Origin of the sequence: Frigoribacterium sp. CFBP 8751, assembly GCF_014841545.1 — a bacterium.
In the GTDB taxonomy this organism is placed as follows: Bacteria; Actinomycetota; Actinomycetes; order Actinomycetales; family Microbacteriaceae; genus Frigoribacterium.
On record NZ_JACYUB010000003.1, the window covers coordinates 303973 to 329063 of the forward strand.

The following is a 25091-nucleotide window of genomic DNA, read 5'->3' on the forward strand; positions in this document are numbered from 1 at the left end:
GCGCCGCGCCCGTCGCGGGTGACACCGCACGATAGACTGATCGTCACCCTGCCCCGCAAGGAGACCCCATCATGTTCGGAAACGCACTCTCAGGCTGGCACCTGATCATCATCCTGGCGATCGTCCTGCTCCTCTTCGGTGCGCCGAAGCTCCCCGCCCTCGCGAAGAGCATCGCGCAGTCGATGCGCATCTTCAAGAACGAGGTCAACAGCGACAAGAAAGAGTCGGCAGTCGACGACGACTTCGACGACCGTCCCGTCCGTCGCTCCGACGACGCATCCGCCCGGTACAGCGACGGGTCGACCGCTCGTCGAGCCGACGACGGCTACCCGTCGCCGAATCGCGACGTCCCGCCGAAGTCCTGACGCGTGGCCACGACGACGACTCGTGGCGACAGCACCCAGGGGAGGGGCACCGGCCGCAGCCGCGGCCGCGACGGCAAGATGTCGCTCGGCCAGCACCTGCTCGAGTTGCGCAAACGCCTCTTCATCTCCGCCCTGGCCCTCATCCTGGCCGCTGTCGCCGGTTGGTTCCTCGCGCCGTTCGTCCTCGACGCCCTGAGGTCACCGGTCGAGGCCATCGCCGCAGCGCGCACGGGTGAGACCACCCTCAACTACTCGAACATCACCGGCGCGTTCGACCTCAAGCTGCAGATCGCGGTCACCGTCGGCGTCGTCATCTCGAGCCCCGTGTGGCTCTACCAGGTGTGGGCCTTCATCGTCCCGGCTCTTGTGCGCAAAGAGAAGCTCTACGCGGTCGGCTTCATCGGTACCGCCATCCCTCTCTTCCTGGGCGGCTGCTTGGCGGGTTGGTACGTCCTTCCCCACATCGTCGAGGTCATGACGGGCTTCGTCGACACCCAGGACGCCACCATCATCGAGTCGAAGGTCTACTACGACTTCGTCCTCAAGCTGGTCCTCGCCGTGGGCATCGCCTTCGTCATGCCGGTGTTCCTCGTGCTGTTGAACTTCGTCGGAGTCGTCTCGGCCGCCGCGATCGTCAAGGGGTGGCGCGTCGCCATCCTCGTCATCGTCCTGTTCACCGCCATCGCGACGCCGTCCGCCGACATCTTCTCGATGTTCCTGCTGGCCATCCCGATGGTCATCCTGTTCTTCCTCGCAGCAGGGGTGGCCTGGTTGCACGATCGTCGGGTCGCGAAGCGCGCCGCGGCCCTCGACGCCGAGCTGGCAGCGGGTTGACCCGGTGAGCCCCGACCTCAGCCCGGCCGAGCGCTTCGCCGCGGCGAAGACACGCGTGAAGACCCCCAAGCTCCAGGCATTCCGGTCCCGCTTGGGCTTCACCCTCGACCCGTTCCAGATCGCCGCCTGCGCCGCCCTCGAAGAAGGCGACAGCGTCCTCGTCGCCGCACCCACGGGCGCGGGCAAGACCTTGGTGGCCGAGTACGCCATCCATCTCGCCATGCAGGACCCTCGGGCCAAGGTCTTCTACACCGCCCCGATGAAGGCTCTGAGCAACCAGAAGTTTCAAGAGCTGGTGGCCGAGTACGGCGCGTCCGAGGTCGGTCTGCTGACCGGCGACACGAACGTGAACTCCCGTGCGCGCATCGTCGTGATGACGACCGAGGTCCTCCGCAACATGATCTACGCCGGTTCCGAGATGTTGACCGACCTGCGCTACGTCGTCCTCGACGAGGTCCACTTCCTCGCCGACCGGTTCCGAGGTGCCGTGTGGGAAGAGGTCATCATCCACCTGCCCCTCGACGTCCGGCTCATCTCGCTCAGCGCGACGGTGTCCAACGCCGAAGAGTTCGGTGACTGGTTGCAGACGGTCCGCGGCAGCACCGAGGTCATCGTCTCCGAGGACCGTCCCGTGCCGCTCGACCAGCACGTCCTCGTCGGGGGCAAGTTCCTCGACCTCTTCGACTCCTCGGGGCAGGCGGCGACGAACCGGGTGAACCCCGAACTCCTCCGGGCCACCTCGCTCGGGCGGCGTGGCGGTCGCAGCGGCGGACGGCGTGACTCCCATTCCGCCGGACGGACGGGCCCCCGGGGTCACGTCGTCCCGCCCACGCAGGGCGGCCCCGGACGCCTCGACCGCTGGAAGATCGTCGAGATGCTCGACGACCAGAACCTGCTGCCCGCCATCTTCTTCGTCTTCAGTCGGGTGGGCTGCGACCAGGCCGTGTCCCAGGTGCTGAGGTCGGGCATCCGCCTGACGACCGCCGACCAGCGTCGAGAGATCCGCGAGATCGTCGAGGCCCGCTGCCGTACCCTGCGCGACGAAGACCTCGCGGTGCTCGGCTACTGGCGCTGGCTCGACGGGCTCGAGCGGGGCGTGGCAGCCCACCACGCCGGCCTGTTGCCCGCGTTCAAAGAGGTCGTCGAAGAGCTGTTCCAGAAGAAGCTCGTCAAGGTCGTGTTCGCGACCGAGACGCTCGCGCTGGGCATCAACATGCCGGCCCGTACCGTCGTGCTCGAGAAGCTCGAGAAGTTCAACGGCGAGGCCCGGGTGCCCATCACCCCCGGGGAGTACACCCAGCTGACCGGTCGCGCCGGTCGTCGCGGCATCGACGTCGAGGGCCACTCGCTGATCCAGTGGCAGCAGGGCCTCGATCCGCAGGCCGTCGCCTCGCTGGCTTCGCGGCGCACCTACCCGATGAACAGCAGCTTCCGGCCCACGTACAACATGGCCGTGAACCTCATCGAGCAGTTCGGTCGATCCCGCACCCGCGAGGTGCTCGAGACCTCGTTCGCCCAGTTCCAGGCCGACCGTTCGGTCGTCGACCTGGCACGCAAGGTGCGGTCGCAGCAGCAGTCGCTCGACGGCTACGCCGCATCGATGGCCTGCCATCTGGGCGACTTCGGCGAGTACACGATGTTGCGTCGCGAGGTGGGCGATCTCGAGAAGCAGGGGGCTGCTCGTGCCGAGTCGCAGTCGCGGGCCGAACGCGACAAACGTCAGCGACGCATCGTCGAACTCCGGCGGCAGGTCCGGCAGCATCCCTGCCACGCCTGCCCCGAGCGAGAGCAGCACGCCCGCTGGTCGGAGCGCTGGTTCAAGCTCAAGAAGCAGACCGACCAGCTGTCGGCGCAGATCCGCAGTCGGACCGGTGCCGTCGCCAAGGTCTTCGACCGCGTCACCGACGTGCTGCTCGACCGCGGCTATCTCGTCCCGACGGGCACGAACGCCGGAGGCGCGGCTCGCGTCGCCCGGGACGCCGAGGTCACCGTCGCCCCGACCGGTCGCACGTTGCGCCGCATCTACGGTGATCGCGACCTCCTCGTGGCCGAGAGCCTGCGCCTCGGCCTGTGGAACATGCTCGACGTGCCGTCGATGGCCGCCATGGCCGCGACGCTCGTGTACGAGCCCCGGCGGGACGAGGGCCAGCTCTCGGAGCGATTCCTGCCCCGGGGCGAGTTCCGTGCGGCCCTCGACGCCACCCAGTTGCTCTGGGCCGAACTCGACGACCTCGAGCACGAACACCGTCTTCCCGGCAGCCAGCCCCCGGCTCCCGGGCTCGCCCTGGCGATGCACCGCTGGGCGCGAGGTGCCGCACTCGACTCGGTGCTCGACGACGCCGACCTCGCCGCCGGCGACTTCGTGCGCTGGACGAAACAGACGATCGACCTGCTCGACCAGCTGTCGGTCGTGGGCGACCTGCCGGTCGGTCCGACGGCGCGACAGGCTCTCGACGCCGTCCGTCGCGGCATCGTGGCCTACACCGCGGTCGGCCCCTGAGCCCCTCTGTCTGCAGAGGCCAGGGACGACCGACGACGACCGGCCTCTCAGACGCCTCCACCTAGAATCACGGGGTGTCTTCCCGAGCGATCGACGTCCGACTGCCCCTCTGGCTGGCCCTCATCGTCGCACTCGGTGCCGGCGCCGTCCTCGACGGCGGCTTCCCCGACGGTGACGTCTGGCCGCTGACCTTCGTCGGCATCGGGTTCGTGTTGTTGGCCCTCCGAGGCCGGTCGCTCGGCGGTTCGTTCCTGGTCGGCCTCGTGGCGGGCCTGTCCTTCTACCTGATCCACATCTCGTGGGCGACGCTCTTCCTCGGCGTCGTGCCCTGGGCCGCCCTGTCGACGCTCGAGGCGCTCTTCTTCGCCGCCGGGGCGATGCTGATCACCCTGGCGTACCGCTGGGTCCCGCGCGTCTGGCCCGGCACCCTGGGCCGCACGGTCCTCCTGCCGGTCGTCGTCGGGGGGCTCTGGACGCTCCGTGAGTTCGTCGCCGGCACCTGGCCCTACGGCGGCTTCGCGTGGGGCCGGGTGGCACTCAGCCAATCCGAGAGCCCGTTCGCCGGCCTCGTGGCCTGGCTGGGCATCTCGGGGTTGTCGTTCCTCATGGTGGCGATCGTCGCCGCACTGATCCAGCTCGCCCTCCAGACGACCGTCCGGGGTTCGACCCGTGTGCTCGCGGGTGCGACGGTCGTGGTCGCCGCCCTCGCCGTGCCCGCCTGGCCGACGCACTCCTCCGGCACGGCCACCATCGCCGCCGTCCAGGGTGACGGCGACGCCGGCTACTTCGCCGACCGGCAGTACGGCGACCTCACCAACGCCCAGGTGCTCGCGATGAGCGACCTGCAGGCCCAACTCGCGCAGTTGCCCGAAGACCAGCGCTCCCTCGACATGATCGTCTGGCCCGAGGGCGGCAGCGACCGCGATCCCACCCGCGACGCCACCGGCCGGTACGTCTTCGACGCGATCTCCCGTGGCTACGACGCGCCCCTCGTGTCAGGAGTCATCACCGAGAGCGACGACGGTGAGACCGTCTACAACTCGTCCCTCCTCTGGTCCGACGGAGGCGTGCGAGACCAGTACGACAAGAAGCACCCGGTCCCGTTCGGCGAGTACGTGCCCGACCGTGATTTCTGGCGGCCCTTCGCCCCCGATCTCATCGACCTGATCGGCCGGGACTACACCCCGGGCACGCGTGACGAGGTCTTCGACCTGGGTGACTTCCGGGCGGGCATCTCGATCTGCTTCGACATCGTCGACGACCAGCTCATCACGAACATGATGGACGAGGGGGCGCAGGTCATCATCGGCCAGACGAACAACGCCGACTTCGGCACCCGTCCCGGCCAGACGGACGAGAACGAGCAGCAACTCGCCATCGCCCGCCTGCGCGCCATCGAGACGGCCCGGCCCCTCGTCAACGTCTCGACCGTCGCCTCGACGCGAGCCATCGACGCCTCGGGCAGGACGACCGCGAGCATCCCCGACTACGAGCCCGGCACCATGGTGGCGGTGGTCGACCTCGGCACCGGGACGACGCCCGCCGTGGCGGCGAGTCGGGCGATCGAACTGCTCGTGTCGTTCTTCGGTCTCGCGATGCTGCTGCTGTCCCGTCTGTTCATCGGTACCCGCCGGTCGGCTCGTCGCCGCCGGCTCGACGAGGCACCCGATCCGATCCTGCCGCGGTGGCGCGTCGTCGACTGACGTCTCGCGACGCCAGGAACGAAAGAAGGCCCGACCACCATGCGGTGGTCGGGCCTTCTCGTCTTCGTGGTGCCGTCCGGGCCGTCAGGCGCCGATCTTGTGCTGACCCTTGCGGGCCCGCAGGAAGTCGAGTCGTTCTTGGAGGAGCTCCTCGAGCTCGTCACGGCTGCGGCGCTCGAGCAACATGTCCCAGTGACTGCGGGGAACCTTGACGTCACCGGCGTCGATCTCGACCGGCTTGCCGTCGGCCGACAACAGACGACCCTCTTGACCACTCTTGGGGGACTGCCAGATGTCCGGGATCTCGGCGTCCGCAGCGAACACCATGTCGAACGTCTGGCCGTCGGTCGTCTGGTAAACGGCCTTCTTACGGGGCGAGAACTCCACGCCCTCTTCGCTCTGCAGGCTCTGGCTGCCGAGCCTCATTCCGCGCAAACTGCGATCTGCCATTGTGTGGTCTCCTCTCGCGTTGCAATCACCCGTTGTAACCCGTTCTGGACCTCCGCCGTTCCGAGCCGTGCGATTTCACAGTCCCTTCACAGTGCCCGGCAGTCTCCGACGGCGGTCACGGAGCGTGCCGACGCACCTCGTCGAGTGCCAGGTCGGCACGGTCGGTGACGATGCCGTGGACGCCCAGGGTGAGCAGTCGAGCCATGTCGTCGGGTTCGTTGACGGTCCAGACATGCGTCTCGACACCCAGACCCGCCCACTCGGCGACGCGTGCGGCGGTGACGATGCGGATCGGACCCTTGCGCTCGGGCACCTGAACCGCCCGGCACCCGACGAGGGCGCGCCGCATCAGCGTCCGCCTGAGCCCGGGGAGCGGCACGAGACCTGCCGCCATCGCCGTGACGATGCCCCGGGACGAGGCCGACGTCGCGACTCCCGGCAGGGCCCGGACCGCCCGGAGACGCCTGCGGTGGTCGAACGAGGTCACCAGGACGCGATCCGTCGCCCGGACCCGGGCGATCGCCCTGACGGCCGGCGCCACGGCCTCGTCGGACTTGAGGTCGACGTTGAACCGGGTCTCGGGGAAGGCGTCGAGCGCCTCGTCGAGGGTGGGGATCTCGTGCTCACCGTCGAGCCGGATCGCCTTGACGTCCGCGAGGTCGAGGTCGAGGAGGCGCTGCTCGCGTCCCGCGACCCGCCTCAGGTCGGGATCGTGGCTGATGACCGCGATGCCGTCGCGCGTGGCGTGCACGTCCGTCTCGACGTACGTCGCACCAGCCGACACGGCCAGGGCGAACGCCGACATGGTGTTCTCGGGAGCATCGACGGCGAGGCCCCGGTGCGCCAGCACCCGGGGCCCGGCCGGCGCGAACCAGCCGGCCGAGATCGGGGGAGCGGACGGCACTACGAGGTCGCCGGGGGAGCGGTCGGGCCGGTGCCCGGGGCGCCCGTCTCGGGGACCGGACCGGCGGCACCGGCAGCACCCGCGCGTCCGGACCCGGACCCGGTACCCGCACCGGATGCGGAGCCACCGGGCGTGGTCACCGTCGGGAAGCCCAGGTCGGGTTCGGCCTCGAGATCGACGGTCGAGGCCAGGTCGGGCGTGACGTCCATCTCGGACACCTTGGGAGCCTCGGTCGGGGTCCACCCGGGGGCGTTCGGGTCGCGAGGGGCGAAGAAGCCCTGCCCGATGCCCTTGAGGGCCTCGGTCAGCTCGCTGGGGATGATCCACATGGTGTTGGCCGAGCCGTCCGCGATCTTCGGGAGGGTCTGGAGATACTGGTACGCGAGCAGCTTCGGGTCGGGGTCGCCGGCGTGGATGGCGTTGAAGACCGTCGCGATGGCCTCGGCCTCACCCTGGGCCCTCAGCACCTGGGCCTTCGCATCACCCTCGGCCTTGAGGATCGACGACTGTCGCGACCCCTCGGCCTCGAGGATCTGCGACTGCTTGGTGCCCTCGGCGGTGAGGATGGCCGCACGGCGACTGCGCTCGGCACGCATCTGCTGCTCCATGGAGTCCTGGATCGACAGGGGCGGGTCGATGGCCTTGAGCTCGACGCGGCCGACCCTGATGCCCCACTTGCCGGTGGCTTCGTCGAGCACGATGCGCAGTTGGCCGTTGATGTTGTCGCGGCTGGTGAGGGCCTGCTCGAGGTTCAACCCTCCGACCACGTTGCGCAGCGTGGTCGTCGTGAGCTGTTCGACGGCCCCGAGGTAGTTGGCGATCTCGTAGGTCGCCGCGCGGGCGTCGGTCACTTGGAAGTACACGACCGTGTCGATCGAGACGACCAGGTTGTCCTCGGTGATGACGGGCTGCGGCGGGAACGAGACGACCTGCTCGCGCATGTCGATCAGCGGCCGCACCCGGTCGATGAACGGTACGAGCAGGTTGAGCCCGGGGGAGAGGGTCTTGTGGTACCGACCCAGTCTCTCGACCACGCCGGCACTCGCCTGCGGGATGATGCGGACCGAGCGGAACAGGATGACGAGGACGAGCACGACGACGATCGCGACGACCACGATGGTGACGACGGTGCCGGCACTGATGGTGTCCATGGCTTCAGGACCTCTCTGCGGGGGCGACGAACGCCGTCGACCCCTCGATGGCGGTCACGACGACCGGGGCCCCGGTGTCGAGTGCGAGGTCGGCGCCCGCCGACGTCGCGGGGGAGGACAGCACGCGGGCCGTCCAGGTCTCGCCGTTCGACAGCTTGACCTGGCCGGCGTCGGAGCCGATCGGCACGACGACCGTGCCGCGCAGCCCGAGCAGCGCCTCGACGTTGCTGGGGGTCGGATCGCCCCCGCGGCGGAGCGCCCGCAGCAACGGTGGCCGCACCGTGAACAGCAACAAGACCGCGAGGACGGCCGCGACGATCGCCTGCAACCACCACGGGGCGCCGAAGAGGCCCGCGAGCAGACCACCGACGCTGCCGATGGCGAGCATGAGGAAGGTGAATTCGAGCGTCGTCACCTCGACGATGACGAACACCAGGATGAGCGCGATCCACGCGACCCATGCGTAATCGTTCAGGACGTCCACGTCGACCTTCTCTCGTTCCCCTGTTATGGAAACTACCACCCACCACCGTCGGTGACGAGGGGGATTGGTAGGGTCGAGTCCGGTCCACGGGCCGATCGAACCCCGCACAGTCTGGAGCACGCCTTGTCCAACCCCCTCGCCGCAGAGTCCCTCGCCGGAGCCCGAGTCCTGGTCACCGGGTCGTCCCGGGGGATCGGCGCCGACACCGTGCGGTACTTCGCCGAGGCCGGTGCCAAGGTCGTCGTGAACTACCGCAACAAGGAGAAGCGCGCGCTGCAGCTCGTCTCGAAGATCGAGGAGGCCGGCGGCGAGGCGATCGCCATCGGGGCCGACCTGACCGACGAGGCCAGCCTGGCGACGATGTTCGAGACCGTGCGCGAGGCCTGGGGCGGCCTCGACGTCCTCGTCATGAACGCCTCGGGCGGCATGGAGACGGGCATGGCCGAGGACTACGCGCTCAAGTTGAACCGCGACGCCCAGGTGGCGCTGCTGACCGCGGCCCTGCCGCTGCTCGCCCCGGGCTCGCGCGTCGTCTTCGTCACGAGTCACCAGGCCCACTTCATCCGCACGACCGAGACGATGCCCGAGTACCTTCCCGTCGCCCTGAGCAAGCGTGCCGGCGAAGACGCCCTGCGCGAGATGCTGCCGCAGCTCGAGACCGCGGGCGTCGAGTTCGTCGTGGTCTCGGGCGACATGATCGAGGGCACGATCACGGCGACCCTGCTCGAACGGTCGAATCCCGGGGCCATCTCGTCGCGGAAAGAGAGCGCGGGCAAGCTGTACAACGTCGCCGAGTTCGCCGCCGAGGTCGCATCGGCCGCCGTCGACCCCGTCCCGGCCGACCACACCCGACTGGTGGGCGACACCAGCGACTTCGCGCCGATCGTCTGAGACGGGGCACCTCGTGACCGAGCGCATCGTCCGACCGACCTCGCGCCTCCTCGTCCTCGACGGGGACGACCGTGTGCTCCTCATGAAGACGGTGGCGCCCGACACCAGTCGGACAGCGCGTTGGATCACCCCGGGTGGCGGTGTCGACCCGGGCGAGACGCACGTCGAGGCGGCCGTCCGCGAACTGCACGAAGAGACCGGCCAGGTGGTCACCGCGGTCGGCGACGTCGTGCGCGTGGACGACTTCGAGGTGTCCTGGGACGACGCCGACCACACGCACGGTCACGCGGAGTTCTTCGTCGTCCGCCTGCCGCACTTCGAGGTCGTCGACGACGACTGGACGGACGACGAGCGCACCGACATCCTCGAGTCGCGCTGGTTCAGCCTCGACGACCTGACGGCGATCGTCGAACCGGTCGAGCCCGCCGACCTCGTCGACTTGCTGCGCACGGTGCTGGACAGCTCGGCCGAGGCCTGAGGAGCAGGAAGCTCACGCCGCCCGCGAACCCCTTCCGGCCTTGTCGGCATGTGACTGATAATGCACATTATGTCAAGTAATTGGGAATCGGGCGTGGGAAGCGCTCCCCGCTGACGCATGCCGCGCCTCCACGGAGTTGCCTGGTCGCATGACGACCGACGCGACCCACACACCGCCCGACGACGCGCACCGTCGACCTGACGGGCTCGACGACGACACCGTCGCCGCGCTCGGCGAGCTCTCGGCCGCGCTCGAGATCGTCGAGCAGGCACGAGGATTCCTCTACGGCTTCCACCGACTGACCGGCAAGGCCGACCTGGCCCTCGGCGACGCCGTCGAGTCGCTCCGACGCGCCGGACACGTCGAGGTCGCCGACCTGCTCGATCGAGACCTCGTCGGTCGCAACGTCGTCGAGGGCCGATGGACCTACCAGATCGTGGAGGACTACGACGACGGCTACTACGCCGCGTTCCGCGACCATGAGCAGAACATACGTGATTCTCTCGCGGGCGGCAAGAGGCATCTCTTCGAGGCCGAGATGAAGGAGGCGCGGCGCAGCCACGGACGGCGGCACCACGAGGCGCTCCCCCGCGAATCGACGACGCCGGGGGCGGACGGGAACGACGCCGCGGTCGACCCCGTCGCCTGAGAAGATGGCCTGATGACTCCCCCGCCCGTCGACCGGCCCCGCATCGAGGCCGCCGTGCTCGAACTGCTCGCCGCGATCGGTGAGGACGTCGACCGCCCGGGCCTCGAGTCCACCCCTCGACGCGTGGCCGACGCCTACGTCGAGTTCTTCTCGGGACTCACGATCGACGCGGCCGACCTCGTCCGCCAGGCCACGGTCTCGGCCGAAGCCCATCAACTCGGCGAGGTCGTGATCGTCCGCGACATCTCGTTCCGGTCGGTGTGCGAGCACCACCTGCTGCCCTTCGTCGGTGTCGCACACGTGGCCTACGTGCCGGGTGAGACGATCGTCGGGTTGGGCGCGCTTCCCCGGGTGGTCGACGCCGTGGCCTCGCGTCCCCAGCTCCAGGAGCGCCTCGGCGAGGAGATCGCCGAGGCCCTGCAGGCGGGCGCTCGCCCCGACGGCGTCCTCGTGGTGCTCGACGCCTCGCACGGCTGCGTCACGACCCGCGGCCCCCGCCAGACCGGCAGCACGACGGTGACGCTCGCGAGTCGGGGCGTGCTGTCCCAGGCGTCGGCGCGGGCCGAGGCGGTCGCCCTGATCGGCGCGCCCCGTGCGTGAGGCCGCGGGGCAGCCCCACGACGCCGACTCCCCCGCACCCGCCCTGCCCCCGCTGCTCGTCCCTCGGCGACGCATCGGGTCGCGGACCTTCGACTTCTCCCGCCAGGTCGCGGTCATGGCGATCGTCAACCGCACGCCCGACTCCTTCTTCGACCAGGGCGCGACCTTCGCCCTCGACCTCGCCGTGCAGGCCGCGGTGGACGCGGCGGCGGCGGGCGCCGACTGGGTCGACATCGGGGGCGTCCCCTTCGCCCCCGGGCCCGAGCTGTCCGCCTCCGACGAACTCGATCGGGTCCTGCCCGTGGTCGAAGCGCTCTCGGTCCGGTCGGACGTCGTCATCTCCGTCGACACCTTCCGCCCCGAGGTCGCCGAACGCGTCATCGCCGCCGGGGCGCACGTCGTCAACGACACCACGGGGCTGCACGACCCGCGGTTGGCCGACGTCGTCGCCGACAGCGGTGCCACGCTGGTCGTCACGCACAGCCTGGCGGCCCCCCGACGGCCGCATCCCCGGCCCCACTACGACGACGTCGTGGCCGAGGTCGTCGAGTTCCTCGCTCGGCGGGTCGACGTCGCCCGCGCCCACGGCGTGCCCGACGACCGACTCGTCGTCGACCCGGGGCACGACCTGAACAAGACGACGCGGCACTCGCTCGAGCTCACCCGGCGCCTGTCCGAGGTGGCCGCCCTGGGCCACCCGACGCTCGCCGCGGTGTCCAACAAGGACTTCGTCGGCGAGTCCCTCGGTCGCGACAAACCCTACCGCCTGGCCGGCTCGCTCGCGGCGGCCACGATGAGCGTGCTGCAGGGCGCGCGCATCGTCCGGATGCACGACGTCCGGGCCAGCGTCGATGCCGTCCGCATGGTCGAGGCGATCCTCGGCTGGCGCGACCCCGTCGTCGAACGCCACAACCTCGCCGAGGACGTGTCGTGACCGCCGTGGGCATCTCCCAGCTGCATCCCGCATCCCCGGTCCGCGGTGGCGCACTGACGATCGACGACCTCCTCGATCTCCACCGGCCGCGAGACCGGGCGACGCCTCGCGTGCGGGCCAACTTCGTCGCGAGCGTCGACGGCTCGGCGACGGCCGCCGGACGGACCCGCGACCTGGGCGGCCCCGCCGACCTGCTCGTCTTCGACCTGTTGCGTCAGCTCTGCGACGTCGTCGTGGTCGGTGCGGGCACGGTCCGCGACGAGGGCTACGGCCCGATGCGGCTCGGCGACGAGGCCGTCGCCTGGCGGCGCAGGGTCGGCCTGCCCGATCATCCCGTCTTCGCCATCGTCTCCGGCCGGCTCGGGCTCGATCCGACGGGCGGCGTGTTCGCGGACGCTCCCGTCCGGCCGCTGGTGCTCACCCACGACGCGGCACCTCGCGCTGCTCGGGCCCGACTCGACCGAGTCGCCGACGTCGTGTCGTGCGGTCGCGACCGGGTCGACCCGCGCCTCCTCGTCCGGGCCCTGGTCGAACGGGGGCTGCCGCAGATCCACACCGAGGGCGGGCCGGCGTTGCTCGGCGACCTGGTCGCCGCCGACGTCGTCGACGAACTGTGCCTCACCGTGTCACCGAACCTCGAGGGTGGAGCCGGCCCGCGCATCGTCGCGGCCCGTGAGGCCATGGCGCTGCGTGGCCTCGCCCTCGACCACGTGCTGCTCTCGGGCGACATGCTGCTGACGAAGTGGTCGCGGACACGCTGACGTCGGGAGCCGGCGACCCCGAGGTCAGGAGGCGCGGTGCAGGCGGGCGATCAGCTCGCCTTCTCGCCGAAGCCGCCCTCGATGAGCGCGATGAGGTCGTCGACGGCGGCTGCCGCGTCCGGGCCGGTCGCCATCACGGCCACCGTCGATCCGACTCCCACGTTCAACCCCATGATGCGCAGCAGGCTCTTGGCGTCGACGCCGTTGACCGTGACGTCTGCCTGGAACCGCGACGCGTGCGTGACGAGGTCGGCGGCCGGGCGGGCGTGCAGCCCTGAGGCGTTGACGAGCACGGCGGATCGTTCGACGGCGTCGCCGCCCCGGAGGTCGCGCTCGTCGGCGTGGGCGTCGGCGACGCCGGTGGCCGTCCGAGCCGCAGCGGCGACGGCCTCGAGGTCTCCCCCGGTCTCGGCGGAGACAGCCGCGGCCACCGTGCCCTCGACCAACGGGGCGTCCGCGATGACCACGCGCTGCTTGTCGGCGTCGTCGAGGAAGTCGACGGCCGTCTCGCTCGTGAGGATGGCGGAGCCGAGGTCGCAGAGCACCACGGCACCCCCGCCTCGTGACGCCTCGGCGAGGGCGGCGGAGATCTTGTCGAAGCTGGTGCCGATGGCGCCGTCGTCGGTTCCTCCCGCCGCCACGATCGTGGTCGTGGGGGCCATCTGGCGTGCCAGGTCGACCACGCCCTCGGCGATCTTGGCGCTGTGTGAGACGACGACGATTCCGATGGTGGGCATGCTCAGGACTCCTTGTTCGAGCCGTCGGCGGCGTCGGCCGCTGCGGCGATGATGAGGGACGAGGACTGCGCACCGGGATCGCGGTGACCCACGGCACGCTCGCCGAGATAGCTGGCTCGACCCTTGCGGGCGACGAGGGGTTCGGTCGATGCGGCGCCGGTCGCCGCGGCGTCTGCTGCGGCGCGGAGGACGGCCTCGGGCGACGCCCCGTCCGCAGCGGCGGCGGCCGCCGCGTCGACTGCCGGGGTCCACGCGTCGATCATGGTCTTGTCTCCGACCTCCGCCTTGCCTCTCAGCACGACGCCGTCGCGGGCCGCCGTGAGGAAGGCGACCAGCGCCTCCGCGTCCAGCTCGGTGGCGTCGCCCAGCGCGGCAGCCCCCTTCAGGTAGGCAGTGCCGAGCAGGGGGCCCGAGGCGCCGCCCACCGTCGAGATGAGGGTCGTGGCGACGAGCTTGAGCGCGGCCCCGGGCGTCGCGTCGGTGGGGAGGTCGGCGAGTTTGGCCCGGACGGCGGTGAAGCCCCGCGACAGGTTCTCGCCGTGGTCGCCGTCGCCGATCTGCCGGTCGAGCTCGCTGAGTGCCGTGTGCTCGGCGGCGACGACGTCGGCCGTCCGGTCGATCCAGGCCCGGGTCCAGGTGGCGTCGAGTGTCATGCGGTGGTCGTTCCTCTCGTGGTGCGGTGGTGCAGTGGTGCGGTGCTTCGTGCCCGCGGTCGGGGGCCGAGGTGGAGGGGCCGGGGCCGGGCAGACGACTATCGGCCGCGGCGCAACGCCACGGTCTCGACCGGGGCGTCCCAGAGCTCGGTCAGCTCGTCGTCCAGACGGGTCAGCGTGATCGACATGCCCTGCATCTCGAGCGACGTGACGTACGAGCCGACCAGGCTGCGGTACACCTCGACGCCTCGCGCCTCGAGAGCCTCGGCCGCCCGACGGTAGGCGATGTACAGCTCGACGAGGGGCGTGCCTCCCATGCCGTTCACGAAGAGCAGCACCCGCTCCCCGGAGGCGAGCCCCAGATCGTCGGTGACGGCGTCGAGCAGGCGATCGACGATGGCGTCGACGGGCTCGAGGGGAATGCGCTCACGGCCCGGTTCACCGTGGATGCCGATGCCGATCTCGACCTCGTCGTCGGCGAGCGTGAAGCTCGGCTCACCGGCATGTGGCACCGTTCCCGCGGTGAGCGCGACGCCCATCGACCGGGTCGCCGCGTTCGTGCGTCGGGCCACCTCGGCGACGGCGTCGAGCGAGTCGCCCCGCTCGGCGGCAGCCCCTGCGGTCTTCTCGACGACGACCGTGCCGGCGACGCCACGGCGGCCGGCGGTGTACAGCGAGTCCTTGACCGCGACGTCGTCGTCGACGAGCACGGTCCGGACCGTGATGCCCTCGGCCTCGGCGATGTCGGCCGCCGTCTCGAAGTTGAGCACGTCGCCCGTGTAGTTCTTGACGATGTAGAGGACGCCTGCTCCGGCGTCCACCGCCTGCGTGGCGGCGACGATCGGGTCGGGCGTGGGCGACGTGAAGACCGGTCCCGGCACCGCGGCCGACAGCATGCCGTAGCCGACGAACCCCGCGTGCAGGGGCTCGTGACCACTGCCGCCGCCACTGACGAGCGCGACCTTGCCCGGCACGGGGGTCGCCGAACGGCGGACGAACGTCGGATCGTGCGAGACGACCACCAGGTCGGCGTGCGCTGCGCCGAAGCCGGCCACGGCCTCGTCGACGACGTCGGACGGATCGTTGATGAGCTTCTTCATCGAAGTCCCTTTCTCGGCGCCGGAGACGGTGCTCGGGTGCACCAGGCTGCCGCTCAACCTACTCCCAGGACCCCCTCCTGCACATATGTGCAAACACCTGATCTTTCCTTCTCGTCGCATGTGATCACAGCACTAAGGTGTTGACACACGCTCACCGCGGGTGCACTGTCGCCCCGCCGTACGACAAGGAAGGTCGACGTGAACCTGGGATTGATTTTTCTTTCAGAAACGGTGGGCACCGCATTGCTGCTCACCCTCGGTGGCGGTGTCGTCGCCAACGTCGCCCTGACGAAGACGAAGGGCTTCAACGGCGGCACGCTCATGGTCAACTTCGGCTGGGGCCTCGCGGTCTTCGTCGGCATCCTGGCCTCGTACTCCTCCGGGGCACACCTCAACCCGGCCGTCAGCATCGCGCAGCTGATCCTCGGCAACATCACGTTCGCCGCGTTCCTCGTGTACGTCGCGGCGCAGATGGTCGGTGCCATCATCGGCGCGGTCGTCGTCTGGCTGGCCTACAAGCAGCACTTCGACGAGGAGCCCGACCCGGCCACGAAGCTGGGCGTGTTCTCGACCGGCCCCGCCATCCGCAACTACGGCTGGAACCTCGTCACCGAGATCATCGGCACCTTCGTCCTGGTCTTCACGATCATCGCCATCACCAACGGCGCCTCCCCGAACGCCGCCAACCTCGGCCCGCTCGGCGGCCTGGCCGTCGCGCTGCTCGTGGTCGGGATCGGTGCATCGCTCGGTGGCCCGACCGGCTACGCCATCAACCCCGCCCGAGACCTCGGACCCCGCATCGCCCACGCGTTCCTGCCCATCAAGGGCAAGGGCGGCAGCGACTGGTCCTACGCCTGGGTGCCGGTCGTCGGCCCTCTCGTCGGCGGTTCCCTCGCGGCGCTGCTGTCCTTCCCGCTCCTCCCCCTCGCCGCCTGACCCGGCGACACACTGATCGGTCGAGGCCGGCTCCCCCCGGGCCGGCCGACGCCGATCGATCCACCCGCTCCCAGCAGAGGCTCGGGCCCGTCCGCTCGAATGGACCGACCCGGGCCTCCGTGCGAGCCGCATCCATCAACGACGAAGGAGTTCCACCCGTGAGCGACACCGACTACGTCCTGGCCATCGACCAGGGAACGACCAGCACCCGCGCCATCATCTTCGACCACTCGGGCTCGATCGTGGCCACCGGCCAGAAAGAGCACGAGCAGATCTTCCCCCGCGCCGGTTGGGTCGAGCACGACCCCGCCGAGATCTGGGAGAACACCCGCGAGGTCATCGGCCAGGCCCTCTCCCGTGCCGACATCACGCGCCACAACATCAAGGCCGTCGGCATCACCAACCAGCGCGAGACCGCCGTGGTCTGGGACAAGACCACCGGCAAGGCCGTCTACAACGCCATCGTCTGGCAGGACACCCGCACGCAGCCCATCGTCGACCGCCTGGCCGCCGACGGTGGCGTCGAACGCTTCAAGCCGATCGTCGGCCTGCCGCTCGCGACCTACTTCTCGGGCACGAAGGTCGTCTGGATCCTCGAGAACGTCGAGGGCGCCCGCGAGAAGGCCGAGGCAGGCGACCTGCTGTTCGGCACGACCGACACCTGGGTCCTCTGGAACCTCACCGGCGGCACCGACGGCGGCGTCCACGTCACCGACGTCACGAACGCCTCGCGCACCCTCTTCATGGACCTCGAGACGCTCGAGTGGCGCGACGACATCCTCGAGGCGTTCGACGTGCCGAGGTCGATGCTCCCCGAGATCAAGAGCTCGTCCGAGGTCTACGGCACGGTCGAGGCCTCGAGCCTGCTGCGCGAGGTGCCCATCGCCGGCATCCTCGGAGACCAGCAGGCAGCCACGTTCGGCCAGGCCGCCTTCGACCAGGGCGAGTCGAAGAACACGTACGGCACCGGCAACTTCCTGATCTTCAACACGGGCGAAGAGATCGTCCACTCGAAGAACGGGCTGCTCACGACGCTGGGCTACAAGCTCGGCGACGCGGCACCGCACTACGCCCTCGAGGGGTCCATCGCGGTCACGGGCTCGTTGATCCAGTGGCTGCGCGACAACCTGGGCATGATCGGCTCGGCTCCTGAGGTCGAAGAGCTGGCCAAGACCGTCGAGGACAACGGCGGGGTCTACTTCGTGCCCGCGTTCTCGGGCCTGTTCGCGCCCTACTGGCGTTCGGACGCGCGAGGTGCTCTCGTGGGTCTCACCCGGTACGTCAACAAGGGCCACATCGCCCGTGCCGCCCTCGAGGCGACCGCGTTCCAGACCCGTGAGGTGCTCGACGCGGTCAACGCCGACTCGGGCGTCGACCTGACCGAGCTCAAGGTCGACGGCGGCATGACCGCCAACGACGCGCTCATGCAGTTCCAGGCCGACATCCTCGACGTCCCGGTCGTCCGTCCGGTGGTCGCCGAGACCACCGCGCTCGGAGCGGCCTACGCCGCCGGTCTCGCGGTCGGCTTCTGGGAGACCCTGGACGACCTCCGTGCCAACTGGCAGGAGGACAAGCGTTGGACCCCGAACATCGACGCCGACGAGCGTGACCGCACGCTGCGTCTCTGGAAGAAGGCCGTCACGAAGACCTTCGACTGGGTCGACGACGACGTCAACTGATCCCCCGCGCGAAGGGCCCGTCCGACAGGACGGGCCCTTCGTCGTCCGCCCCCTCGACGCGAGGAGGCGCGGTGCGTCTCAGGAGGCGCGGGTCGCCGCCACCCACTGGTCCAGTTTCGCAATGGCCGCCCCCGAGTCGACGGCCCGGGCCGCGACGTCCAGCTGCTCCCGGAAACGGGCGAGGAGCGGCCGTTCGCGCTGGCCCGGGTCGGCCGCCAGCCCGTACGACACCAGTCCGGCGGCGGCGTTGAGCAGCACGATGTCGCGGACCGGACCGCGCTCCCCCGCGAGCACCTCACGGGCGATGCCCGCATTGTGCGCCGCGTTCCCGCCGACGAGGTCGGAGATGCGCGCACGCGGGATGCCCAACTCGAGGGGATCGAGGTCGTGCTCGGTCACCGACCCACCGGTGACCTCCCAGATGTGGCTGTGACCGGTCGTGGTCAGCTCGTCCAGGCCGTCGTCACCGCGGAACACGAGTGCCGTCGCGCCCCGGGTCTGGAACACCCCGACGATGAGCGGCACCTTCTCGAGCGAGGCGACACCGACGGCGCTCGCCTCGGGTCGTGCGGGGTTCACGAGAGGCCCCAGGAAGTTGAAGACCGTCGGGACGCCGATCTCGCGGCGTACGGCGGCGGCATTGCCGAAGCCCGGATGGAAAGCAGCGGCGAAGGCGAAGGTCAACCCTGCTTCCTTGAGGACCTCCGCGACACGGTCGGCCCCGATCGTGAGGTCGATGCCGAGGGCCGACAACACGTCGGAGGAACCGGACGACGAGCTCGCCGCACGGTTGCCGTGCTTGATGACCGGAACTCCGGTCGCCGCCACCACGACAGAGGCCATGGTCGAGACGTTCACCGTACCGAAGCGGTCACCACCCGTCCCGACGATGTCGACCGCCATGCTGTCGACCGGAAGGGGCACGGCGTGGGCGAGGACGGCGTCGCGGAAGCCGACGATCTCGTCCACGGTCTCACCCTTGGCGCGAAGGGCGACCAGGAAGGCTCCGAGCTGAGCGGGGGTGACGTCGCCCGTCATGACCTGCTCCATGGACCACGTGGCCTCGCTGATCGAGAGGTCGCGCCCGGTGAGGAGCGCGTCGATGATCGAGGGCCAGGTGAGCTCGGAAGTCATGGCCCCAGGCTACCGGCGGAGCATAAGGCACTCCGATGTCTCGGCGTCAAGGGAAATTCCCGACCCGGGGTTTCGAGCGCAAACCCAAGGCGACTTACCAGGCATAATGGACCTCGTGACAAGTACCTCTCTCTCGAGACCTTCTGGCGGCCCTGTCGTCAACCGACCCAGCACGGTTGCCGTGGGCACCATCGTGTGGCTCGGCAGCGAGGTCATGTTCTTCGCCGGCCTCTTCGCGATCTACTTCACGCTTCGCTCGACGTCTCCCGGCCTCTGGGCCGATCAGACGGCGCTGCACAACGTGCCGTTCGCGCTGACCAACACCATCACCCTGGTGCTGTCGTCGGTGGCCTGCCAGTTCGGTGTGTTCGCCGCCGAGCGCATGCAGCCGCACCGCACGGGCCGTCTGTTCCAGGTCAGCCGTTGGGGCATGGTCGAATGGTTCTTCCTCACCTACGCCATGGGCGCAGTGTTCGTCTGCGGCCAGGTGTTCGAGTACGCGACCCTGATCTCCGAGCACGTCACCCTCAGCTCGAGCGCGTACGGCTCGGCCTTCTACATGACGACCGGCTTCCACGGAGCCCACGTCATCGGTGGTCTGATCGCCTTCCTGCTCACCATCGGTCGCGCTTACGCGGTCAAGAACTTCGGGCACAAAGAGGCGACCACGGCCATCGTCGTGTCGTACTACTGGCACTTCGTCGACGTGGTCTGGATCGGCCTCTTCATCGTCATCTACCTCCTCAAATAGGCATTGGATCGTCTGCACAGCATGTTCACGAGAACCTCGTCCTCCCGACGCAACAAGAAGGCCGGCCGTCGCGGCCCCGTCGCCACCGCCTCCCTGCTGCTCGTCGGTCTGCTCACCACAGGCGGTGCCTACGCGCTCTTCTCCTCGACCGCCTCGGCGGACGAGAGCAGTGCGACCGCGACCTCGCAACAGAGCATCGACGAGGGTCAGAAGCTCTTCGCCTCGAACTGTGCCACCTGCCATGGACTGAGCGCGGCCGGTACCGACAGCGGGCCGAGCCTCATCGGCGTCGGCGCCGCCTCGGTCGACTTCCAGGTCGGAACGGGCCGCATGCCCATGGCTGTCAACGGCCCGCAGGCCGAGCAGAAGCCGACGCAGTTCTCGGACGAGCAGGTCGCCGCCATGGCCGCCTACGTCGCGTCGCTCGCCCCCGGCCCCGCGATCCCCGACGAGTCGTTGCTCCAGGCCGACGGCGACACGACCAACGGTGCCGAGCTGTTCCGCATCAACTGCGCCATGTGCCACAACGTGGCCGGCGCGGGCGGTGCTCTCACCCAGGGCAAGTTCGCCCCTGCACTGGACGGCGTGACCGCCCACCACATCTACGAGGCCATGCAGACGGGCCCGCAGAACATGCCGGTCTTCAACGACCTCAACCTGTCGCCCCAAGACAAGGCCGACATCATCACGTACCTCAAGTACGTCGAGAACAACCCGTCGCCGGGTGGATTCGAGCTCGGGAGCCTCGGCCCCGTCGCCGAAGGTCTCTTCATCTGGATCTTCGGGCTCGGTGCGATCGTCGCGATCACCATCTGGTTGACCGCCCGGTCGAACTGACCCGCGTTCTCTCCGTACTTCACGAAAGGCAGAATCAATGGCAGAGCACGACGACGAGGCCCCCACGGCGGGCTCGGCTGTCGAGAAGCGCGAGCCTCGACAGGTCTCGGCCGGCACGGCGGTCGTGACGTCCGACGTGTTCCAGAACCCGGGCGAGCCGCCTCACCGCGATCGCGTCACCGACATCGACCCCAAGGTCGAGAAACGTGCCGAGCGTCAGGTCAGCCTGTTCTTCTTCCTGTCGATCGTCGGAAGCATCGCCGCCATCGGCGCCTACGTCGCGTTCCCGATCACGTCGGGCGATTCGGGCTCGGTCCGACTGAACAACTTGTTCCTGGGGCTCGGCATCGCCCTCGGCCTGCTGTCGGTCGGAATCGGTGCGGTGCACTGGTCCAAGACGCTCATGCCGGCTCGAGAGATCACCGAGATGCGCCACGACACGCGCGGCTCCGAGCCGACGCGTGAGAAAGCCGTCGAGGTCTTCGCGCTGGGCAACCACGAGAGCGGCTTCGGTCGCCGTTCGCTCATTCGCAACAGCCTGATCGGTGCACTCGTCGCGACTCCCCTGCCTGCCGTCGTGCTGTTCCGCGACCTCGCCCCGGCCGAAGACCCCAATGCCGTCCTGCGCCACACACTGTGGGAAGAAGGCATGCACCTCGCCGCCGACCCCTCCGGCACGCGCATCAAGGCGTCGGACGTCACCCTCGGTTCCGTGTTCCACGTCATCCCCGAGAACCTCAACGAATCAGAACACCTGCTGGAAGAGAAAGCCAAGGCGGCCGTCCTTCTCATGCGCCTCAAGCCGGAAGACCTCAATCCGGCCGAAGGACGCGAAGACTGGCAGTACGACGGAATCGTCGCCTACTCCAAGATCTGCACGCACGTCGGGTGCCCCGTGGCCCTCTACGAACAGCAGACACACCACCTGCTCTGCCCCTGCCACCAGTCCACGTTCGACGTGACGAACAACTGCGAAGTCATCTTCGGGCCCGCCAAGCGCCCCCTGCCGCAGCTGCCCATCACGGTCGACGCCGACGGGTACCTCGTCGCGCAGAGCGACTTCCACGAACCTGTGGGCCCGAGCTTCTGGGAGCGCGAAAAGTGATCACCACCACACCGGCACACGGTGCCGAACCGGCCACGTCCGAGAACATCGGCAAGGCTCCTGCCTTCGCACCGACGAAGACCAACAAGTTCCTCGGTGCCACGGCGAACTACATCGACGAGCGCACGAGCATGTCCGGCCTGGTCAAAGAGGTGGGTCGCAAGATCTTCCCCGACCACTGGTCGTTCATGTTGGGCGAGGTCGCGCTCTACTCGTTCGTCGTCATCTTGCTCTCGGGCACGTTCCTGACGTTCTTCTTCCAGCCCTCGATGGCTGAGGTCAACTACAACGGTTCGTACGTTCCGCTCAAGGGCCTCAACATGTCGGCCGCCATGGCGTCGACGCTCGACATCTCGTTCGACATCCGTGGTGGCCTTCTGTTCCGCCAGATCCACCACTGGGCTGCACTGCTCTTCGTCGCGGCGATCATGCTGCACATGCTGCGCGTCTACTTCACCGGCGCCTTCCGCAAGCCCCGTGAGATCAACTGGGTCGTGGGCTTCACGCTGTGGATCCTCGCGATGGCCGAGGGCTTCACCGGGTACTCGCTTCCTGACGACCTCCTCTCCGGCAACGGCGCGCGCATCATCGACGGCATGATCAAGGGCATCCCCGTGATCGGCGTCTGGATCTCCTACCTCGTGTTCGGTGGCGAGTTCCCGGGTACCGACATGGTCGGCCGGTTCTACTCGCTGCACATCATGCTGTTGCCCGCGCTGTTGATCGCCCTCCTGGGCGTGCACCTGCTGTTGCTGATCATCAACAAGCACACGCAGTTCGCCGGCCCCGGCAAGACGAACCAGAACGTCGTCGGCGTGCCTGTCATGCCCGTGTTCGCGGCCAAGGCCGGTGGATTCTTCTTTATCGTCTTCGGCGTGATCGTCCTGATCGCTTCGCTGTTCACGATCAACCCCATCTGGAACTACGGGCCCTACGACCCCTCCCCCGTGTCGGCAGGTACCCAACCCGACTGGTACATCGGCTTCGCCGACGGGGCCCTGCGCCTCGTGCCCCCGGGGTGGGAGTTCGTCGCCTTCGGCTACACGGTCTCGATGAACATCCTCGTGCCGATCACGGTGCTCGGTCTCTTCATCGTCGTGGTCCTGCTCTACCCGTTCTTCGAGGCCTGGGTGACCGGCGACAAGCGCGAGCACCACATTCTCGACCGCCCCCGCAACGCCCCGACACGTACCGCCATCGGTGCAGCCGGCATCGTGTTCTACGCCAGCCTCTGGGCGGCGGCGAGCTCCGACATCATGGCGACCCACTTCCACCTGTCGTTGAACTACGTGATCCATGCCTGCCAGGCAGCTCTGATCATCGGCCCGTTCATCGCCTTCTGGGTCACGAAGCGTGTCTGCCTCGCCCTCCAGAAGAAAGACCGCGAGGTCGCATTGCACGGCTACGAGTCGGGACGCATCGTCCGTCTGCCCGGTGGTGAGTACATCGAGGTGCACGAGCAGCTCGACGAGTACGAGCGCTGGCGTCTCCTCGACTTCAACGAGTACGAGCCCCTCATGGTCCGACCGAACGCCAACGGCAAGATCACGGCTCTGCAGCGGGCCCGTGCATCGGCGTCGTCGTTCTTCTTCGAGGACCGCATCGCCCCGGTGAAGCGCTCCGAGATCGAGGCATCGCACCACGACGAAGGCCACTGACCTTCGGTAGTCCCCCTGGGCCCGGTTGCACGCTCCGTGCAGCCGGGCCTTCGGCTTCTCCCGGGGAGCCGACATGCCCCGCTGGCCGCACTCGAGGGGAGCTACCAGCTGCCCCTCGGGCACAGCTACTCCTGCTCCGGCATGCACTCCGAAGCGGCAGCCCCACGGTCAGCGATGATCCTGTCTGCCCCGTCGTGACGAGCTTTACCGCTTCGGCAGATCGTGGCAGCGTCCACGACACCCGCTTCGAGCGCTGGGCTACCGCGACAGGCTAGGGCCTCGTCATGTCGCCACATCAAGATCCCCACCGGCAGGTCCTCGCCTGCTCGACGGCCTGCCGTCCTACTCCGTGCCCACCAGGAGGACCTGACCCGCTCGACGGCCTGCCGTCCTCCTCTGTGCCCACCAGGAGGTCCTCGCCCGCTCGACGGCCTGCCGCCCTCTCCTCTGTGGCCGCCCGACAAATGGCTGGAGCCCTGGCATCCGCAGTCGAGGAGTGCGACAGGCCCCTCCCCCGCCGCGGTCCCCGTACCGGTTCTTGTCGTCGACACGAGGTGACTCGGCCCCGTGCCCGCCCGTCCTCCGGGTGCGCCTGCAGTCCCGGACCCGATCTCCTCGGCGCTCCTCCTCCTGCTCCCATCGGACAGCGGACTGCGGTCCTCGCCTCGCAGAGCATGGTTCGGCCGGTCCCCCATCACGCTGAGACGCTTCGTGCTCGCGCCAGGTGAGAGCTACTTCCTGGGCGCACGCGGCGCGCAGATGATCAGAGCTGCTCTGCGGGCGTGACCCACTGCCGGTGGACGGTGCGCTGCGCGCTCCCACCGACTCTGCCGACTCTGCCGTAATCGGCCACGCGTGGGCCGCAACGGCTCTCGGGCCGGGCCCTCGTCGCGCCACGAGCTTCCTGTGCCGAGTAGCCGCGCGGACGCGTTGTCGCGACGAGCTCCACATGCAGCCCATGCCGGAAGACGTGACCCTTGCTTCATCGAAGTGGTCACATCTCCGTGCTGCGGTCTGGCTCTCCGTCGCGGGGCGGTCTGGCTCTCCTTGATCCGCTATCCAGGGCGTCGGGAGACAAGGACCCGGCAACAAGCGCCTCCTGCTGACGCCAGCAAGGTTGTCACGACCCGCGCCACCCACCGTTCTCGCGGACCTACCATCGGTCGTGGGGCCGAGGTCGTGAAACGGCCAGGATCATGAACGACGGCCGGAGAGGGTCCCTCGAGGATGTTGGTGTGGTGAGACTCGCGCCAGAAGCCCTACGCCAGGCGCCAAGCGCCGGGCACCGGGCGCCGGGCGCCAGAGGACAAGCGCCAGACGACGAAGGGCGCCGGTCCGAAGACCGACGCCCTTCCCGCTCGGACGAGCAGACGAACTAGTGTGCGAAGTTACCGCGGTAGTACTCGTAGACCCAGCCGACGAGAGCCACGGCCGTCAGAGCAGCACCGATGTAGATGATCCACATGCCCGCGGCCAGCGCCAGGAAAATGAGGCTGCAACCAGCAGCGAGGATGATGGGCCACCACGACCACGGGCTGAAGAAGCCCATCTCGGGGTCACCGTCGTCGATGTTGGCGTCCAGACGGTCTTCAGGGAGCTCGCCTCCCTGGGTAGCGTGCGAGCGACCCATGTAGAACGCCAGGAAGGCCCCCAGCATGCCGGCGAGACCGATGCCGAGCGTGCCCGCCCATTCGACCTGACCGGTGTCGAGCAGGCTCCACAGCACGTAGACCGCGCACATGAGGAAGAAGAAGATCGCGAGGATCCAGAACAGCGTCGCGTTGGTCTTCATTGGGG

The 25091-nt window shown here is 68.9% G+C and carries 25 protein-coding genes; 16 read left to right on the plus strand and 9 right to left on the minus strand.

Going from position 1 to position 25091, the window contains the following annotated elements; translation table 11 throughout:
- The first annotated feature begins 71 nt into the window (after positions 1-71).
- The 4 genes from tatA (at position 72) to lnt (ending at position 5402) form a co-directional block, all read left to right on the plus strand.
- Positions 72-365 (plus strand): twin-arginine translocase TatA/TatE family subunit, encoded by a 294-nt coding sequence (tatA, locus tag IFT88_RS10660; protein WP_043594954.1) that lies wholly within the window; start codon positions 72-74, stop codon positions 363-365.
- Between the two features lie 78 nt (positions 366-443).
- Positions 444-1199, plus strand: coding sequence for a twin-arginine translocase subunit TatC (gene tatC, locus IFT88_RS10665; protein WP_192120609.1), 756 nt, complete (start codon positions 444-446; stop codon positions 1197-1199).
- 4 nt (positions 1200-1203) lie between these two features.
- Positions 1204-3699, plus strand: coding sequence for a DEAD/DEAH box helicase (locus IFT88_RS10670; protein WP_192120482.1), 2496 nt, complete (start codon positions 1204-1206; stop codon positions 3697-3699).
- Between the two features lie 74 nt (positions 3700-3773).
- The gene (gene lnt, locus IFT88_RS10675) at positions 3774-5402 is read left to right on the plus strand and encodes an apolipoprotein N-acyltransferase (RefSeq protein ID WP_082452306.1); all 1629 of its coding nucleotides are present in this window, start codon (positions 3774-3776) and stop codon (positions 5400-5402) included.
- An 84-nt stretch (positions 5403-5486) separates the two neighbouring features.
- Here the strand turns inward: lnt and IFT88_RS10680 are convergent, their stop codons facing one another.
- The 4 genes from IFT88_RS10680 to IFT88_RS10695 form a co-directional block, all read right to left on the minus strand.
- Positions 5487-5852, minus strand: coding sequence for an RNA polymerase-binding protein RbpA (locus IFT88_RS10680; protein ID WP_043594952.1), 366 nt, complete (start codon positions 5850-5852; stop codon positions 5487-5489).
- 115 nt (positions 5853-5967) lie between these two features.
- Entirely contained in the window at positions 5968-6756 is a 789-nt protein-coding gene (locus IFT88_RS10685) for a glycerophosphodiester phosphodiesterase family protein (protein WP_342212135.1), read from the minus strand.
- The gene (locus IFT88_RS10690) at positions 6756-7907 is read right to left on the minus strand and encodes an SPFH domain-containing protein (protein ID WP_192120485.1); all 1152 of its coding nucleotides are present in this window, start codon (positions 7905-7907) and stop codon (positions 6756-6758) included. The genes IFT88_RS10685 and IFT88_RS10690 overlap by 1 nt, the downstream gene beginning before the upstream one ends.
- Positions 7908-7911: 4 nt before the next feature.
- Positions 7912-8391: an NfeD family protein gene (locus tag IFT88_RS10695; protein ID WP_043594951.1), complete on the minus strand. Its 480-nt coding sequence runs from the start codon at positions 8389-8391 to the stop codon at positions 7912-7914.
- 123 nt (positions 8392-8514) lie between these two features.
- On the opposite strand from IFT88_RS10695, the gene IFT88_RS10700 reads away from it, so the two are divergent.
- From IFT88_RS10700 to IFT88_RS10725, 6 genes are all read left to right on the plus strand, one after another.
- Positions 8515-9282, plus strand: coding sequence for an SDR family oxidoreductase (locus tag IFT88_RS10700; protein ID WP_043594950.1), 768 nt, complete (start codon positions 8515-8517; stop codon positions 9280-9282).
- Positions 9283-9295: 13 nt separating this feature from the next.
- Positions 9296-9760: an NUDIX hydrolase gene (locus tag IFT88_RS10705; protein WP_342212136.1), complete on the plus strand. Its 465-nt coding sequence runs from the start codon at positions 9296-9298 to the stop codon at positions 9758-9760.
- Positions 9761-9908: 148 nt separating this feature from the next.
- Positions 9909-10409, plus strand: coding sequence for a hypothetical protein (locus IFT88_RS10710; protein WP_137846832.1), 501 nt, complete (start codon positions 9909-9911; stop codon positions 10407-10409).
- Positions 10410-10421: 12 nt separating this feature from the next.
- Positions 10422-11009, plus strand: a complete 588-nt coding sequence (gene folE / locus IFT88_RS10715; RefSeq protein WP_043594947.1) for a GTP cyclohydrolase I FolE — start codon at positions 10422-10424, stop codon at positions 11007-11009.
- Positions 11002-11943 carry a dihydropteroate synthase gene (gene folP, locus IFT88_RS10720; protein WP_342212137.1) on the plus strand — a complete coding sequence of 314 codons (942 nt, stop codon included), beginning with the start codon at positions 11002-11004 and terminating at the stop codon, positions 11941-11943. Before folE ends, folP begins: the two co-directional genes overlap by 8 nt.
- Positions 11940-12704 carry a dihydrofolate reductase family protein gene (locus tag IFT88_RS10725; protein ID WP_199859141.1) on the plus strand — a complete coding sequence of 255 codons (765 nt, stop codon included), beginning with the start codon at positions 11940-11942 and terminating at the stop codon, positions 12702-12704. The genes folP and IFT88_RS10725 overlap by 4 nt, the downstream gene beginning before the upstream one ends.
- 50 nt (positions 12705-12754) lie before the next feature.
- Here IFT88_RS10725 and dhaM read toward each other — a convergent pair whose 3' ends face one another.
- The 3 genes from dhaM to dhaK form a co-directional block, all read right to left on the minus strand.
- Positions 12755-13441 (minus strand): dihydroxyacetone kinase phosphoryl donor subunit DhaM, encoded by a 687-nt coding sequence (dhaM, locus tag IFT88_RS10730; protein ID WP_043594945.1) that lies wholly within the window; start codon positions 13439-13441, stop codon positions 12755-12757.
- A gap of 2 nt (positions 13442-13443) precedes the next feature.
- Positions 13444-14094 (minus strand): dihydroxyacetone kinase subunit DhaL, encoded by a 651-nt coding sequence (gene dhaL / locus IFT88_RS10735; protein WP_043594944.1) that lies wholly within the window; start codon positions 14092-14094, stop codon positions 13444-13446.
- Positions 14095-14192: 98 nt separating this feature from the next.
- A complete protein-coding gene (gene dhaK, locus IFT88_RS10740; protein WP_043594943.1) occupies positions 14193-15194 on the minus strand; it encodes a dihydroxyacetone kinase subunit DhaK in 1002 nt (333 codons plus the stop codon).
- A gap of 198 nt (positions 15195-15392) precedes the next feature.
- On the opposite strand from dhaK, the gene IFT88_RS10745 reads away from it, so the two are divergent.
- Complete coding sequence (locus tag IFT88_RS10745; protein WP_082059959.1) at positions 15393-16130, plus strand: MIP/aquaporin family protein; 738 nt, start codon at positions 15393-15395, stop codon at positions 16128-16130.
- 158 nt (positions 16131-16288) lie between these two features.
- Complete coding sequence (glpK, locus tag IFT88_RS10750; RefSeq protein WP_043594942.1) at positions 16289-17809, plus strand: glycerol kinase GlpK; 1521 nt, start codon at positions 16289-16291, stop codon at positions 17807-17809.
- 78 nt (positions 17810-17887) lie between these two features.
- Here glpK and trpD read toward each other — a convergent pair whose 3' ends face one another.
- Positions 17888-18943 (minus strand): anthranilate phosphoribosyltransferase, encoded by a 1056-nt coding sequence (trpD, locus tag IFT88_RS10755; RefSeq protein WP_043594941.1) that lies wholly within the window; start codon positions 18941-18943, stop codon positions 17888-17890.
- Between the two features lie 106 nt (positions 18944-19049).
- Between trpD and ctaE the strand changes: the two genes are divergently transcribed.
- Genes ctaE through qcrB form a run of 4 tightly spaced genes read left to right on the plus strand, consistent with a single transcriptional unit; the run spans position 19050 to position 23294 of the window.
- Entirely contained in the window at positions 19050-19694 is a 645-nt protein-coding gene (gene ctaE, locus IFT88_RS10760; protein ID WP_082059958.1) for an aa3-type cytochrome oxidase subunit III, read from the plus strand.
- A gap of 21 nt (positions 19695-19715) precedes the next feature.
- Positions 19716-20531 carry a cytochrome bc1 complex diheme cytochrome c subunit gene (gene qcrC / locus IFT88_RS10765; protein WP_043594940.1) on the plus strand — a complete coding sequence of 272 codons (816 nt, stop codon included), beginning with the start codon at positions 19716-19718 and terminating at the stop codon, positions 20529-20531.
- 37 nt (positions 20532-20568) lie between these two features.
- Positions 20569-21636, plus strand: coding sequence for a cytochrome bc1 complex Rieske iron-sulfur subunit (gene qcrA / locus IFT88_RS10770; RefSeq protein WP_043594939.1), 1068 nt, complete (start codon positions 20569-20571; stop codon positions 21634-21636).
- Positions 21637-21683: 47 nt separating this feature from the next.
- On the plus strand, positions 21684-23294 hold the full coding sequence (qcrB, locus tag IFT88_RS10775) for a cytochrome bc1 complex cytochrome b subunit (protein WP_342212143.1): 1611 nt from the start codon (positions 21684-21686) through the stop codon (positions 23292-23294).
- A gap of 1375 nt (positions 23295-24669) precedes the next feature.
- Here the strand turns inward: qcrB and IFT88_RS10780 are convergent.
- Positions 24670-25086: a cytochrome c oxidase subunit 4 gene (locus tag IFT88_RS10780; protein WP_043594938.1), complete on the minus strand. Its 417-nt coding sequence runs from the start codon at positions 25084-25086 to the stop codon at positions 24670-24672.
- Positions 25087-25091 lie beyond the last annotated feature (5 nt).